The 14,133-nt window shown below is 39.7% G+C and carries 16 protein-coding genes and 1 pseudogene; 10 read left to right on the forward strand and 7 right to left on the reverse strand.

The annotated features are described in order from the left end of the window. Positions 1-35 precede the first annotated feature (35 nt). Together AKG98_RS21885 and AKG98_RS09255 are read right to left on the reverse strand one after the other, a co-directional pair. A pseudogene (locus AKG98_RS21885) lies at positions 36-197 on the reverse strand (IS6 family transposase); the annotation flags it as partial. Between the two features lie 73 nt (positions 198-270). Then, complete coding sequence (locus AKG98_RS09255; RefSeq protein ID WP_067044648.1) at positions 271-690, reverse strand: hypothetical protein; 420 nt, start codon at positions 688-690, stop codon at positions 271-273. Positions 691-947: 257 nt separating this feature from the next. Between AKG98_RS09255 and AKG98_RS09260 the strand changes: the two genes are divergently transcribed. The 4 genes from AKG98_RS09260 (at position 948) to AKG98_RS09280 (ending at position 3,956) form a co-directional block, all read left to right on the forward strand. Beyond that, a complete protein-coding gene (locus AKG98_RS09260) occupies positions 948-1,799 on the forward strand; it encodes an AraC family transcriptional regulator (RefSeq protein WP_067044651.1) in 852 nt (283 codons plus the stop codon). Between the two features lie 46 nt (positions 1,800-1,845). Continuing rightward, complete coding sequence (locus AKG98_RS09265; RefSeq protein ID WP_067044654.1) at positions 1,846-2,451, forward strand: LysE family translocator; 606 nt, start codon at positions 1,846-1,848, stop codon at positions 2,449-2,451. Between the two features lie 218 nt (positions 2,452-2,669). Next, positions 2,670-3,206, forward strand: coding sequence for a hypothetical protein (locus AKG98_RS09270; protein ID WP_067044657.1), 537 nt, complete (start codon positions 2,670-2,672; stop codon positions 3,204-3,206). Positions 3,207-3,383: 177 nt separating this feature from the next. Next, positions 3,384-3,956, forward strand: a complete 573-nt coding sequence (locus tag AKG98_RS09280) for a hypothetical protein (RefSeq protein WP_067044663.1) — start codon at positions 3,384-3,386, stop codon at positions 3,954-3,956. 132 nt (positions 3,957-4,088) lie between these two features. Here the strand turns inward: AKG98_RS09280 and AKG98_RS09285 are convergent, their stop codons facing one another. Next, positions 4,089-4,427: a DOPA 4,5-dioxygenase family protein gene (locus tag AKG98_RS09285; protein ID WP_067044666.1), complete on the reverse strand. Its 339-nt coding sequence runs from the start codon at positions 4,425-4,427 to the stop codon at positions 4,089-4,091. A gap of 277 nt (positions 4,428-4,704) precedes the next feature. On the opposite strand from AKG98_RS09285, the gene AKG98_RS09290 reads away from it, so the two are divergent. The 6 genes from AKG98_RS09290 to AKG98_RS09315 all read left to right on the forward strand — a co-directional run bounded on the left by AKG98_RS09290 (position 4,705) and on the right by AKG98_RS09315 (position 10,517). Next, on the forward strand, positions 4,705-5,610 hold the full coding sequence (locus tag AKG98_RS09290) for a siderophore ABC transporter substrate-binding protein (RefSeq protein ID WP_067044670.1): 906 nt from the start codon (positions 4,705-4,707) through the stop codon (positions 5,608-5,610). Between the two features lie 12 nt (positions 5,611-5,622). After that, positions 5,623-6,558: an iron chelate uptake ABC transporter permease subunit VctD gene (gene vctD / locus AKG98_RS09295; RefSeq protein WP_067044673.1), complete on the forward strand. Its 936-nt coding sequence runs from the start codon at positions 5,623-5,625 to the stop codon at positions 6,556-6,558. Continuing rightward, positions 6,551-7,507, forward strand: a complete 957-nt coding sequence (locus AKG98_RS09300) for an iron chelate uptake ABC transporter family permease subunit (RefSeq protein WP_067044677.1) — start codon at positions 6,551-6,553, stop codon at positions 7,505-7,507. The genes vctD and AKG98_RS09300 overlap by 8 nt, the downstream gene beginning before the upstream one ends. A gap of 37 nt (positions 7,508-7,544) precedes the next feature. Next, positions 7,545-8,306 carry an ABC transporter ATP-binding protein gene (locus AKG98_RS09305; RefSeq protein ID WP_067044680.1) on the forward strand — a complete coding sequence of 254 codons (762 nt, stop codon included), beginning with the start codon at positions 7,545-7,547 and terminating at the stop codon, positions 8,304-8,306. 21 nt (positions 8,307-8,327) lie between these two features. Continuing rightward, positions 8,328-9,167, forward strand: coding sequence for a siderophore-interacting protein (locus tag AKG98_RS09310; RefSeq protein WP_067044682.1), 840 nt, complete (start codon positions 8,328-8,330; stop codon positions 9,165-9,167). Between the two features lie 111 nt (positions 9,168-9,278). Beyond that, on the forward strand, positions 9,279-10,517 hold the full coding sequence (locus AKG98_RS09315; RefSeq protein WP_067044685.1) for a leucine-rich repeat-containing protein kinase family protein: 1,239 nt from the start codon (positions 9,279-9,281) through the stop codon (positions 10,515-10,517). Between the two features lie 80 nt (positions 10,518-10,597). On the opposite strand, the gene AKG98_RS09320 is transcribed toward AKG98_RS09315, so the two are convergent. The 4 genes from AKG98_RS09320 to AKG98_RS09335 form a co-directional block, all read right to left on the reverse strand. Next, entirely contained in the window at positions 10,598-11,038 is a 441-nt protein-coding gene (locus tag AKG98_RS09320; RefSeq protein WP_067044687.1) for a YccF domain-containing protein, read from the reverse strand. Between the two features lie 213 nt (positions 11,039-11,251). After that, positions 11,252-12,166 (reverse strand): aromatic amino acid DMT transporter YddG, encoded by a 915-nt coding sequence (gene yddG / locus AKG98_RS09325; protein WP_067044691.1) that lies wholly within the window; start codon positions 12,164-12,166, stop codon positions 11,252-11,254. A gap of 188 nt (positions 12,167-12,354) precedes the next feature. Further along, a complete protein-coding gene (locus AKG98_RS09330) occupies positions 12,355-12,633 on the reverse strand; it encodes a peptidylprolyl isomerase (RefSeq protein ID WP_067044693.1) in 279 nt (92 codons plus the stop codon). Between the two features lie 90 nt (positions 12,634-12,723). Beyond that, positions 12,724-14,076, reverse strand: a complete 1,353-nt coding sequence (locus AKG98_RS09335) for an SPFH domain-containing protein (protein WP_067044696.1) — start codon at positions 14,074-14,076, stop codon at positions 12,724-12,726. Between the last annotated feature and the right edge of the window lie 57 nt (positions 14,077-14,133).

Genomic DNA, 14,133 nt, shown 5'->3' on the forward strand with positions numbered 1-14,133 from the left:
TACAATTATGCTACGAGAGAATAAAGCAGTTCCCATGGTACATATTCTATTACCCAACGATTTAATCGTTGGGTGGTCAAAATGCATGTTTCGCTCAGCAAATATTTCTTCTATTTCACGATAACTGAGTTTATAAGCAAGATAATAACGCAGCGCCATTATGATGGATAATGTCGTCCTGAAAAATTGATTTTCATATTATAATGCCTCTTCGAATGTTGAAAATTATCAATATTTTGATTTACCTAGTCAATTTTTCGACACAATCGCTCACAGGCCAAGACTTACGTTATTCGCGACTTCAAGCCTATCTAAAACATGTACAGGTACGTTGGTAATAAACTCTGATAGGTCAACTGAAAATGGGCTGGTAACCCCAGAACGACACATAATAAGGTTCATTCCTACAAGCAAAATTTTAGGTGTAGCACCATCCCATCTCAATTTAGCTTCAATTTCAAGATCACTGACGTTAATACCACAGCTGTAAGTTCTTGCTGTCAAAATAGAATTTTCAATTTGATAACCACCGACAATCGCAATTGGTAATTTTTCTTCCGGGAAAGTGATCGGAACTTCCGTGGCCGACATGCCTGTTAAAGTTGGGGGGGTAATAGCATTGTTGGCTGCAACACTAATGCTAGGTAACAATACAGCCGCTGATAGTAATAGTGGAATTGTAAATTTCATTTTTTGTCCTTTTATTAAAACGTCTTTATAATTAAATATCTTAGTTCGAAATTAATTAAATCATGTAAAATACAAACTTGCAAAAGAATACCACCTAAGGGGTGCAAAAGTGAGACGCAAGTTTAAATCAGATAGGGATTAATGGAATGCATGTAACTTAAATAATTTATTAAAAACGCACAAATATTCTAGATTTAGATCTCATATTATATTTAACTAAGTAGAGTGTGTATTTACGTTTACAAGGAAGTATTAAAATGGCAGAGCTAGCGACTAAGGATTGGCTTGAATTAAGTAAAGATGATGAGACTGGAATTGAAACAATCAGAGCTCATTTTAACGGTCATGCATACGATCCGCATTGGCATGACAGTTATTTAGTCGGTATCACTGAACAAGGTGTTCAACAGTTTAACTGCAGACGTAATACCCACACATCTTTATCTGGTGGTAGCTTTCTACTTGAACCAGGGGAAATACACGATGGCAAAGCACCTGAATATGGTGGCTTTACTTATCGAATGCTCTACATCCCACAAGACTGGATAAAGGACAAATTTTTAACCCTATTCGATAATATACCCAGTAGTTTTGAGCTTAACTTTGATACCACGCTATCGAATAACAAAGCACTGTCAGCCAGTATTTCATCTGCATTTTTATCGTTACACCATCAAGACCCGAAGATAGTGAAAGATGCGTGCTTAGATCAGATGTTAGAAAAGCTAACCATCAATTTAGACTGGAGAAAAAAACAGTCTAAATCAGTTGAAGTTGATGCTATTGCGCTTAAAACACAAGATTTCTTACATGCCAATATTTATACCGATATAGGCTTAGAAGCCTTGTCTCGTGCGGTTGATGCAGATCGGTTTAGAATAAACCGAGCATTTAAAGCTGCCTTTGGCCTATCCCCTCATACTTATTTGATTCAGCTTCGCTTGGTAAAAGCGCGCCAATTACTCTCTCAGGGCTATCAACCTATCGATGTTGCTAGCGAGCTATGCTTTGCCGATCAAAGCCATCTAGGTCGTTGGTTTCGCCGGGTCTATAAATTAACACCTGCAAATTATCAGCAGCTCTGCACAAATCATCCAGACTATCGCTGACAATACCGAGATACTCATTACATCGTCAATTTAATGGTATTTTGTTATGACTACTTTATATTTAAACTTTTTGTTATTTGCTGTTGTTATCTCTATCACTCCAGGTCCAACAAACCTTATCGCGTTAACCCTTGGTCATCGATACGGTATTAATTCTGCTTTCGCTTTTATCATTAGTGCTGCAAGTGCTGCGTCGTTAATTCTCTTATTAACAGCACAAGGTATTGCCAATATATTTATTACCTACCCTCTACTACAACAAACAATGGCATGGATAGGTTGTACATGGTTAATCTGGTTATCTTGGAAACTGTATTGGACACCCTCTATAGCAACAGCAGATAAAAGCGATGCCTTTACAAGGCCGAGTTGGATTCAAGGTGCAGGCTTGCAATTCATTAACCCTAAAACATGGTTTATGGCCATGACCGTCAGCAGCTTATTCAATACTGCTGACTCTCATAGCTTCAATCACAATCTAACCTTAGCAATAATATTCTTCTTCGTTGCTTGCAATACGCTTGTTTGCTGGACATTACTCGGACAATTAACAAGAAAAATATTAAGCAGCACAAAGCAAAACGATATCATCAACAAAATACTTGCAGTCTTACTTTTGCTATCTGTGCTGTCGGCTATGTTTACACTGTGATAAATAACCTATGCGCTTAAGCTTGAAAGCGTCGAGTAAACTGGAGCGCGATTCAAAATGGCTTAAAGATACACTTTCCAGAGCAGGACTAACCCACTGTTACGACCATGTATTTAGTACTTTTATAGTACGTAACACCGTTGCGTTGTTGTTATAATTGGAGACTGTAAGACACTTACAAGCTGTATATCTTCAAACGACAAAAAGGACATTTAGAAATGGAACATACTGTACTTCCTTACAACCTGCCGAAGTCCCCAAAAGAGCAACTTAGGTATTTAGCTAAAATAATTAATATCCCTTACTCATTTGTGGCCAGTGGTGGACAGCAAGAAGTTGAAGCTATGACTGCAACTATTATGTACCGACATTTAAACCGAATTCAGCAAATGGAAGCGTGGAAATTAATACGAGGCCTTGATAGTCGCCCGCTAACTGGAAAGCTTGTTGATAAGGTTTTAGATACAAAAACCAACCCTCAATGGGGGATGTGGTCAATGACGAATGAAGAATTATTAGCTGATAAAAAAATTCACGAAATAATTAATACATATGCAAGTGGGTTAGGTGTAACAGCATCAGCAGCAGGTACTAAAAGTGTACTACAAGAAGTTTGGAAAAATAAAAAATTATCCAAGGGAGGTTGGGTTACTCTAATCATTTGGGGAGCAGTGATATTTAATAGCTCTGAACTTAGTAAGGTCAATACTGAGTTAACAAACCGAACAACATTGAACACCTCTTCTTTATATTAATCATGAATAGACTCTTTGCAATCGTAATTTACCTAATAAATGTAATTGGTGGGATATGGCTATTTAATTCTGCTACTCCAGAACACAAAATATATCTTTTCTATGCTGTGTTTATATTTGCTAACGTTCAAGCTTTTTATTTAAATTTTAAAATAATCAAACTTCAGGATAAATTGGATGGAAAACCTTAAATATATTGCACTGATCTTATTAATCTTTTGTGAAAGCGCACTCGCGAATAGTAAATTAGAGTGTAAAGTAGATCAATTCCACGTACCGAACGTAGAAATTACGGTGGCTAATGCTCCGGATATCAAGAAAACAAGCGCATCATTTATGGATGATGATAATAATTATTGGCATTTGGCTGCGTATGAATTACACAAAAAAGAAAATTTGTATCTCCTAAAGGGGATGAATAATTTAACTGACTCTAAAGCCATTATAACAATAGCACTCCGTAATTATATAAATCGGCTTGAAGATAAAATGTTTTACACTACGCATCTTAGAGAGTCTTTTCCAGTATCTATTTCAACACTTTCTGGTAGTGGGTATATAATAGATGCCACTTTTGATAATTCGACTGTGAATGAAACATTTGCTTTTTGGATGATCGTAAAAGACGACAAAATATTTTTTGGTGACCTTCATATTACTACCGATATGGTGGAACCTTCTATACAGGTAGCTCAAGAAAGATTAACTGATTTCCTTAAAACCTGTGAGATTGTAGCGGATTATACGTGATATCAATTATGCACGTATATTTCAGTTTTTTACGATAGTGATATTTATCCGAAAGGTTAGACTAAATATGAACCTAACGCAGTCATCTCCATTAATGCGTTAGGTAAGTAACCCTCACACCTTAAATAATTTTTAAAAACGAGATAAATCGAGTGTAATGGGAGCGCCTAACCATTGCACATATTCGGTGTGGTCGAGCAAGTCATCGCCTGTTACTGCATGTAACAATACTGATACCCCTTGCCTATGTTCAATACACCAAGGTACAAATACATCAAAATCGTCTGCAGTGAAAGAGGCTTGAAAACTCCACTGTGGATGCGGTCCTACTGGTTTGGTATTGAAATTACCGACATATAAACCCAATTCTTCATTGATGCTTGTTCGTAATGCTTGTGCGTGTACTCGTGATGATTCATCAAAATAAAAATGTGCATGATAGTCTGTATGACTGTTAACGGGCATATCCATAAATACCTCATAAAATAGTGCTATAAAGTTGGCTTACAAAACAAAAAATTCAACATAACACAATTACTACATTGCTGAATACGACCTTTACTTTCTTCACATTCGACGTAAATAGCGCAGAAAAACACAGCGCCTACATTCACTAAATTACGTTTACTTACAATGCTTTACATTCAATCATTGCTTTACATTATTTACCTTTAATTTACTGGTCATCAGTGTTTGTTTTAGTATAATATAGCGAATACGAACAATTATCATTTGGATTTACATTAATATGAAACGAACAGTTGTAGCTACTTTATTTGGTTTATTATTCTCAGCTAATGCTTTATCTGAAACGATCACAGTCTCTCATCAACTCGGTAAAACAACATTAGAAACGAAACCTGAGCGTGTGGTCGTGATTGGCACGGGTACATTAGACGCTCTAGATTATTTTGGTATTAAGCCAGTTGCGGTAAGTAAAGCGACAACAATGCCAGATTATTTATTGAAATATAAAGCGAAAGAGTTCGCCTCGTCAGGTAGCTTAAACGAACCTGATTTCGAAACCATTTACATGCAAAAACCAGACGTGATTATTATTGGTTCTCGCGCTGCCGAATCTTATAAAGAATTATCCAAAATTGCCCCAACAGTGATGTTCGCACCTGAATCGAACGGTTATTGGCAAAGCACCCAGAAACAATGGCGTATGCTCGCTGACATCTTTGAAATCCAACCTAAAGTAGAAACAAAGATTACCAGTGTTGATTCTCAGATCACCGAAATTGCCAACTACAACAAAACCAACCAGGTTAAAGCATTAACGGTAATGAGTGCAGGCGGTAATATCACCACGTTTGGTGCACAGTCTCGTTTCTCTGCCATCTACCGTGATTTTGGTTTCCAAGAAGCAGTACCGAACATTAAAGAATCTCGTCATGGCGATCTGATCTCATATGAATTTATTAGCAACGTCAATCCAGCTAATCTATTCATTATCGACAAAGACAAACTGATTAATAAAGATAAAAGTCGTACCCGTGAAGAATTTGCCAATCCACTGGTTAAATCAACCGACGCCTATAAAGACGACAACCTAAATTACCTTGATATTAACGCCTGGTACATAGCCCTTTCGGGTGTCACAGCAACCGATAAAATGATCCAAGATATGCAGCAATCACGCGCACTGTAATTGAGGATCACCTTGAAAAAGTTATTATTTGTGCTGGTATTACTCAGCATAGCATCGGTATTTATTGGCGTGGCAGATTTGTCTTTATCTGCCATTTTAGCGGGTGATACTGATGCCATTGAGCTGCTGTTAATCAGTCGCCTCCCCCGCTTACTCGCTATCTTACTCTCGGGGGCTGGGCTGAGTATTGCTGGGCTTATCATGCAGCAGATCAGTCAAAACCGATTTGCGTCACCGTCGACATCTGGCACCATTGAATGTGCCATGCTCGGCTATGTATTAAGTTTAGTCTTTCTCGGCCATGGTGACAGCTTACTGCTTATTTTTGGCATGGCGATCGCCGGTACATTGCTGTTTATTCAGTTCATCCATCGCATTCAATTTAAAAATGCCGTCTATGTGCCATTAATCGGTATCATTTTTGGTAATGTGGTGTCTTCTGCTGCTACCTTTATCGCCTATAAATATGATGCAGTGCAAAATCTGTCAGCCTGGACGGTGGCTAACTTTGCTAGCATCCTGCAGGGTAACTATGAACTGCTTTATATCGCCCTGCCTATTTCTATTATTAGCTATTGGTATGCAACCCGTTTATCCGCGGTGGGCATGGGCAAAGATTTCGCCACCAATATTGGGCTGAATTACAAACAAGTACTCTTCATCGGTATTCTGCTTGTGTCTGTGATGTCAGCTTCTGTGGTCATGATTGTCGGTCAATTGCCTTTCTTAGGTCTGATCGTACCGAATTTAGTGGCGCAATTCTACGGTGATAATTTACGTAAAAATATTCCACTAACGGCTATTATCGGCGCTATTTTAATCTTACTTTGTGATGTGATTGGTCGCGTGATCATCTTCCCTTACGAGATCCCAATTTCGATGATCATCAGCATGCTTGGTGGCGCAGTATTTATCTTCTTTATTGTAAAGGGGAAGCAAAATGTCTGATTCAATGAAGCTAGCCGGACTGGCTGTTATCACCGTTGTCTTTACCTTTTTATTCATCGGTATTGGTTTAGATGCCTCTAATTATGAATACTTTTTATCACGCCGCGTGCCGAAAGTATTCGCCATGATCATCGCCAGTATTGCCATTGCGCAATCATCATTGGTGTTTCAAACCATTACCCATAATCGTATTTTGACCCCGAGTATTATGGGTTTTGATGCCTTATATTTACTCACCCAAGTTCTGGTTGTGGTTATCTTTGGTGGTTTTAGTGTATTGCTATTAAACCCCTTTGTTAACTTTGCCTTATCAGTCGCAATCATGGTGGGGTTTTCGTTATTACTGTTTGGCTTTTATTTCCGCAGTAATAATGGCCAGGGTAACGTCATCACGTTATTACTGCTCGGGGTTATCTTCGGCCAGCTGTTTAACAATGTTTCATCATTTTTCATGATGTTGGTTGATCCCAATGATTTCTTAACTATTCAATCAAGCATGTTTGCAAGTTTTAACAATGTGAACCAAGAACTGGTTTATTTATGTATTGTGCCATTGTTTGTGGTCAGTGCTTTGCTATTCAAATTAGCCCCAGTGTTAGATGTATTTTGGCTAGACAATGACAATGCGATTAGCTTAGGCGTTGATACTCGTCGTATCACCAAGCAAGTGTTAATACTGGTGGCAATCATGATCTCGTTATCCACAGCCTTAGTCGGTCCCGTGATGTTCTTTGGCTTACTCGTGGCAAATTTAACTAAAGAGTTCTTCCATACTTATCGTCATCACACTCTGCTTATTGCCAGCAGTTTAATGGCGATGTCGATATTGTTATCGGGACAATGGATTGTCGAAAACATCTTTAGCTTTTCAACCACGCTCAGTGTGGTGATCAATTTCGTTGGTGGTTTGTACTTTTTATCACTGCTTATTCGACAAAAAATTCAATAGCGTCGCTATTTATTAAAATAATGAGGACACATAAATTATGATTTCATTAACTAATTTATCCAAAGCCTTTGGCCAGCACAAAGTCGTCGATCAAGCTTCCGCCTCTTTCATTAAAGGTGAAGTCACGGCAATCATTGGCCCGAACGGCGCGGGGAAAAGTACCGTATTGTCGATGGCAAGTCGCTTATTAAATAAAGACAGTGGTAGTGTCGTTATCGACAACCAAGACATATTAGATTGGGATACCAAAGCACTGGCGAAAAAGCTCGCGGTATTACGCCAGTCTAACAATCTCAATATGCGCTTTACAGTGCGAGAATTAGTGGCTTTTGGGCGCTATCCTTATAGTCAGGGGAAGCTAACAAGCAACGACAATGACGTGATTGACAAAGCGATTGGCTATTTAGATTTAACACTAATCGAAAACAAGTACCTTGACCAGCTCAGCGGTGGTCAACGTCAACTCGCCTTTATTGCCATGGTCGTGGCTCAAGATACCGATTATGTATTTTTAGATGAACCTCTGAATAATCTCGACATTAAACATTCATTACAGATCATGAAAAACATCAAAACCTTGGCTCATGAATTAGGTAAAGCTGTTGTTATTGTGATCCATGATATCAACTTCGCATCTTGTTATTCAGACAATATCGTGGCACTTAAGCAAGGCAAGGTTGTCGCGAACGGGTCAGTCGCAGAGATCATTAACCAAGAAACATTGTCAGCGATTTACGACACTGATTTTGATATTCACGAAATCAACGGTAAGCGTATTTGTATGTACTACGGGCAATAACCGAATTATTAAGGATTAAAGATGAGTAAGAAACCAAGCAGCAGAGTATTAACCGTAATAGACACCCAGCAATTAACGCCTAACATGCAGCGCATTAGCTTTCAGGCTGACGACTTGTCTGACTTCCCCTCCGATGCAGCAGGTGGCTACATTAAGCTACTTTTTACCGAACAAGGTAACACTGACATTTCACAACTAGCAACAGATGAACGTCCTAAAATGCGCACTTATACCATCCGCCATTTACGCCAAGCGATCAATCAATTAGATGTTGATTTTGTTCGTCATGAACACTTAAACATGAGTGATAATAGCAAGGGTTGTAACAATAGCATTGGTGGCTTTGCCGCAGCGTGGTCACAGTCTGTAAGTACCGGTGATACGATCTCGATTGCTGGACCAGGGATGATTAAACCCGCCAATATTAATACCGATTGGTACTTCTTAGTCGCAGACATGACAGCTCTCCCAGCCTTGTCTGCGCAACTCACTAAGCTACCAAGAGCAGCCAGTGGTTATGCTGTTATCGAAATTAACCATCAAGATGACAAGCAAACCTTAGTCAAACCCGAGGGTATCGACGTTATTTGGGTTGTTGCTAATGAAGCTAAGACAAACTTACTGACTCAAGTGAAAGCGTTAACGTGGCAGCAAGGCGAGGTGTCGGTTTGGTGCGCTTGTGAGTTTTCAGATATGCGTGCGCTACGTGTTTACTTTAGAAATGAAAAATCCGTCGATAAAGATAATATCTATATCAGTAGTTATTGGAAAACAGGTTGCACTGAAGATGGGCATAAAATTGCCAAACGTGATGACAACGAAGCTGAAGACTCTTTAGCTAAAGAACGTCTACAGTCATAGTCTGGTTTCCCCATACTATCTTTGCCTAAATATCGCTGAAATCCCCCTTTTTCAGTCATTTTCGAGTAAACTGGCCCGGTTTTGTATCTTTCTAACACGGGCTAAATTATTTTGCATACTCTATCTCAGCTAAAATCTGGTGAATTAACAGGTATTAAGCGTTTATCATTATCAGAAAACCTAACTGCTTTCCCACTTGAGATCTTGTCATTGGCTGACAGCTTAGAGATCCTCGATTTATCAAATAACCAGTTAACAAGCTTACCAGCAGAGATTGCCCAGTTAACGAAATTGAAAATTTTGTTTGCATCAAACAATCAATTTGTAACGCTACCCGAAGTACTTGGCCAGTGTCCTAATTTAGAAATGGTTGGCTTTAAATCAAACCAAATTAACCAAGTACCAGAAGCCTCTCTACCAACAAAATTACGTTGGTTGATCTTAACGGATAACCGAATTGAAGTATTGCCAGATTCATTAGGCGAACGTCCGCGCTTACAAAAATTAGCGCTTGCGGGTAACTGTTTGACTGAGTTACCTCAGACTATGTCTCAGTGTCATAACCTTGAACTGGTACGTATTTCAGCTAACCGCCTAACAGCATGTCCAGAACAGTTGTTTGGCCTGCCTAAACTGGCTTGGTTTGCATTCTCAGGCAACCCATTTTGCCAATCTGATGTATCGATTGATAACGTGCCGCAATTAGCATCATCAAGCTATAAGTTACAAAACGTACTGGGACAAGGCGCATCAGGCGTGATCTCAAAAGCCATTTGGAATGAACAACAAACGCAATTCCCTGATGAGATTGCAGTTAAAGTATTCAAAGGTGAAGTAACCAGTGATGGTTATCCTGAAGATGAGTTACAAGCTTGCTTGAAAGTCGGTAACCATCCTAGCCTAGTGCAATCGCTTGCACAGGTAAAAGAAGACGGTTACTTAGCCCTGATCATGAACTTGATTCCTGCGCACTATGCAAACTTAGGTCTACCGCCATGCTTTAACAGCTGTACACGAGATACCTTCCCAACAGACTTTAGCTTGTCTATTACTCAAATTGACAAGATAGTAACGCAGATGGAAGACGTATTTGTTCATTTACACGATAACCAAGTTTGTCACGGCGATCTTTACGCGCACAATACGCTGTTTGATGTGGATGCTAATATCATCTTTGGTGATTTTGGTGCAGCGACTATGTATCACATGCTAACAGACACGCAACAAGCGCAAGTGAAACAAATTGAACACCGTGCACTACTGCATTTTATTGATGATTTATTAAGTGTTTGTATTAAAGAAGACCAAGAAAGTGACAAGTTTAAACGCCTTAAGCAGCGTACTAATTAAAGATTATTATGCCCGTTTACCCAGCATCAAGATAACAAATTGGCTGATGTTAAACGGGCTATCATGATAATAACGATTATTTATAGCTTAAACTTAGCGTTCTTATAACGCGCCATTGCCGCCACGTCTTTATCCACAATTGTTTGCCCTATTGGTGCAAGTGAGATAACCGCTAATTTCAAATGCTGTAGGGCAAATGGAATACCGATAATCGTAACGAAGCATGCTGCTGCAGACATCACATGGCCGATTGCCAGCCAAACACCCGCAAAGATGAACCACAACGCATTACCGACAAAACCAAAGCTACCGGTACCTATATCTTCAGCGCGCGTTAATTCATCTCTATATATTGCTTCTTTACCAAATGGGAAAAATGAGAAACCCGCGATAACAAAGCAAGATCGCCCCCAAGGAATGCCTACAATACTGATAAACGCTAATAGACCGAATAAAACCCAAGCAAGTCCCATGACAGCACCACCAAACAGAAACCAGATTATGTTGCCAATTATTCTCATCTTATCGCCCTATATTCACTTAAACTAAATTAATTACAGTACATCAGGCATTGGACTACAAAAAAACACTTTAATTCAAGATTTATGATCTAACCTATATAATTTTAGCTTTCATTATATATTGAGGGTCGGCAGTACCTCCAAGGTATAACTCTCCAGTATCCTGCAATCCCGCTTTTTGATAGCAACTGACTGGCACCAGGATTCTGACCATTAATTAGATTCAGACCGCGTCTTCATTACAGACTTTTCACGCGTCAACCACCAGCAAATTAACGAGGCTATAGTCACCATGATCACGCCCTCCCAGAACTTAGTCGTCAACTCGATATCTAATATCATTGCAGAAAAGAAGGTCGACAAAATTGGCGTGAAATAAGATAGCGTGGCTAAAAACACCATGTTGCCGCCGATAATACCGATATTCCACAGCGCATAACCACTGCCCATCACGATACCCGCGAGTAACAAGTCAAACGTCGCTTCAGTCGTAAATACCATGGTAGGTTCATTGCTTATCAAGTATTTAATCCAAAGCGCAATCGCAGTACCAATAAAGAACCAAGTAATACCATTCATACCATTGGCGAGTTTCTTCGTTATGTTGCAATACAATGCCCAAATGAACGCACCAAAGAATGCCATTGAATAACTGGCGGGATTAGTCGCTATATTACTGCTTAATTGACTAATCGAAATACCGTCATCACCGCCCACGGTCCATGCAACACCGAAAAATGACAGGGCAATTGCGGGGTAAAGCAGCTTGTTAACGGGTTTATCACTGATAAATACCGCGAGCAAGACCGTTAACGAAGGCCACAAGTAGTTAATCACGCCCATTTCAACCGCTTGTGTACGATCGTTTGCCATCCCTAATGCCAAAGATAAGCAAATTTCATAACTAACAAACAGTCCACCGCCAATGAGTAAATAGCGAGGCGGAAAGCTTTTAAGCTTAGGAGCGCCTAAAACAATCAGCAAAAATACAGAGCTGACAGTGTAAATCATCGCAGCACCGCCAATCGGACCTAACTGCTCGGCAACATTACGGATAAGCCCAACGATAGTGCTCCAAAGTAAAATCGCGAGACAACCTGCAATAGTGAATTTGTGGTTATTAATCAAGTGAATACCTTTAAAATAATTCAGTAGTGGATAGTACAGTCAAACAATGACAAGCATGTACTTATTATTTGAATCTAAGCTACTTTTCTTGGTACAGGGGGTAATATATATCGGGTGGCATTAAATCTTGGTTTGAATAGCAGGGATATTCCTCGTATCACGAAAGATACGAGAAACATAATTGGTTATTAGCTACGGCTAGTAACGTCTAATAAATGATAACCAAATTGTGTTTTCACTGGACCTTGAACTGTATTTATAGGCGCTGAAAATACAACTTTATCGAACTCAGGAACCATCATACCAGGGCCAAACTGACCTAAATCACCGCCTTTAGCGCCTGAAGGACAATTTGAATTTTTCTTCGCAACGTCAGCAAAATCAGCACCGGCTTCGATTTGTGCTTTTAGTTCATTACACTTTGCTTCGTCGTCTACTAAAATGTGTCGTGCAGTTGCTACAGCCATGTTTTTTTCCTTTGTTTTACTGGGGGGTATAAATTAAAATCAGTGTAAGACAAAAAAATAAAAAAGGCGAGGAATGGTTCATATCCACCACTACTGTTTAACTACATCACGCTCATAATTTAACCTTTTTGCTGCATCCAACGTAAGCATTTGCATAAAGGCTTTGGTCTCATAATCATTACCGACAGGCGCTCCCCCAGCACTACCACCGTTACCAAACACATTCATTGGGACCTGTCGTTTCGCATAAGCTTGCGCCCACAATTGTTGGATTCTAATTTCTGCGTCTAACTTTTGCGCTAATGCATTATCCGCCTGTAAGATCACTTCTTTTTGATACGCCTCTGCGTCGGCCAGTGTGCGCTGCGTTTTAGCTTCGATGATGGCTTTTTCGAAATTGATTTGTGCTGTTTCGCGATGGATCTCGGCTTCAGCTTTTAACTTTTCAGCTCCGGTAATAGCCAATTGTTTATCGGTTTCAGCTTCTGTGGTCTTTTGGATTTGATCGACTTTTGCTTGTGCTTGTCGTTCAGCCACTTCACGCTCACCACGTGCGATAACCAGTAAACGCTGTTCCTCTTCTTGCACACGCTGTTCGCGCGCAATCGCTCTATCAGCCGATGCTTTTTGTTTCAATTGCATACGCTCGATAAATTTTTGATTTGGATTCATGTCAGTAATTAATGCGGATACTACCGTGATACCAAAATCGGTAAACCGTTGGGTTTTACGCTGTGGTAAACCACCAGCATCAAGTACTTTTCGAACCACAAATATCGTTTTTGTATCTTTACCATATTCTTCCTGCTCACTACCTAATGCAGCGTTAGCAGACGCAGAAGCAGTCTTCAGAGACCTAACAACCACTTCTTCACGTTTCACTAAATAAATACCATTATTCATTTGATGTTCAAATTCAGCATTAAACTCAGTACGTCCACCAGCATAATATTCTTCGGCAGTCATTAATGAAGCATTGGCTTGTAATGTTTCCTTAAACGCAGGCAGTAACGCCGTTCGTAACAAGTTTTCAGGAGAACGATACTCATGGGCTAACTTGAGGAACCCTTCTTCATCAGTGGGTATAGAAAATCGCACAGTGGCTTCCGCTTTGGCATCCACTTGATCTAAAAACATGATACTCATTGGTGGTAAACTTGCAGAAGCTGCATCTTGGTCTTTTTCAGCAGTAATGGCATGCTTAATCGCACCCGAAGCAGCCTGTACTGTCATCGCTCGCTTCCAAGAGTTATAACGGCCAAATGGATAAAACTTATAGCCAATTTCGGTCACGATAGCTTCGTTACCCGTTACCGTTCGTACATGATAGATATACCCGGGTTCAGCATAAAAAAATGATTGTGAAAGTACATATAGCATGGTTGATAAAATCACCCCACCCAACGTACCTTTAGCTATTTTCGACCTTATTTCTGCATCCATTGCGAAGTATCCTTTGTCCGTTTATTTGAGTAAAAAATCTAAACGAAACTATCAGCA

Source organism: Moritella sp. JT01 (genome assembly GCF_001574435.1).
GTDB lineage: Bacteria > Pseudomonadota > Gammaproteobacteria > Enterobacterales > Moritellaceae > Moritella.

Coding starts and splice junctions, on each gene's coding strand:
- AKG98_RS09265 (WP_067044654.1), top strand. CDS start 1,846: ATGACTACTTTATATTTAAACTTTTTGTTATTTGCTGTTGTTATCTCT.
- AKG98_RS09290 (WP_067044670.1), top strand. CDS start 4,705: ATGAAACGAACAGTTGTAGCTACTTTATTTGGTTTATTATTCTCAGCT.
- AKG98_RS09310 (WP_067044682.1), top strand. CDS start 8,328: ATGAGTAAGAAACCAAGCAGCAGAGTATTAACCGTAATAGACACCCAG.
- AKG98_RS09335 (WP_067044696.1), bottom strand. CDS start 14,076: ATGGATGCAGAAATAAGGTCGAAAATAGCTAAAGGTACGTTGGGTGGG.
- AKG98_RS09300 (WP_067044677.1), top strand. CDS start 6,551: ATGTCTGATTCAATGAAGCTAGCCGGACTGGCTGTTATCACCGTTGTC.
- AKG98_RS09280 (WP_067044663.1), top strand. CDS start 3,384: ATGGAAAACCTTAAATATATTGCACTGATCTTATTAATCTTTTGTGAA.
- AKG98_RS09330 (WP_067044693.1), bottom strand. CDS start 12,633: ATGGCTGTAGCAACTGCACGACACATTTTAGTAGACGACGAAGCAAAG.
- AKG98_RS09305 (WP_067044680.1), top strand. CDS start 7,545: ATGATTTCATTAACTAATTTATCCAAAGCCTTTGGCCAGCACAAAGTC.
- AKG98_RS09320 (WP_067044687.1), bottom strand. CDS start 11,038: ATGAGAATAATTGGCAACATAATCTGGTTTCTGTTTGGTGGTGCTGTC.
- AKG98_RS09285 (WP_067044666.1), bottom strand. CDS start 4,427: ATGGATATGCCCGTTAACAGTCATACAGACTATCATGCACATTTTTAT.
- AKG98_RS09270 (WP_067044657.1), top strand. CDS start 2,670: ATGGAACATACTGTACTTCCTTACAACCTGCCGAAGTCCCCAAAAGAG.
- AKG98_RS09260 (WP_067044651.1), top strand. CDS start 948: ATGGCAGAGCTAGCGACTAAGGATTGGCTTGAATTAAGTAAAGATGAT.
- AKG98_RS09255 (WP_067044648.1), bottom strand. CDS start 690: ATGAAATTTACAATTCCACTATTACTATCAGCGGCTGTATTGTTACCT.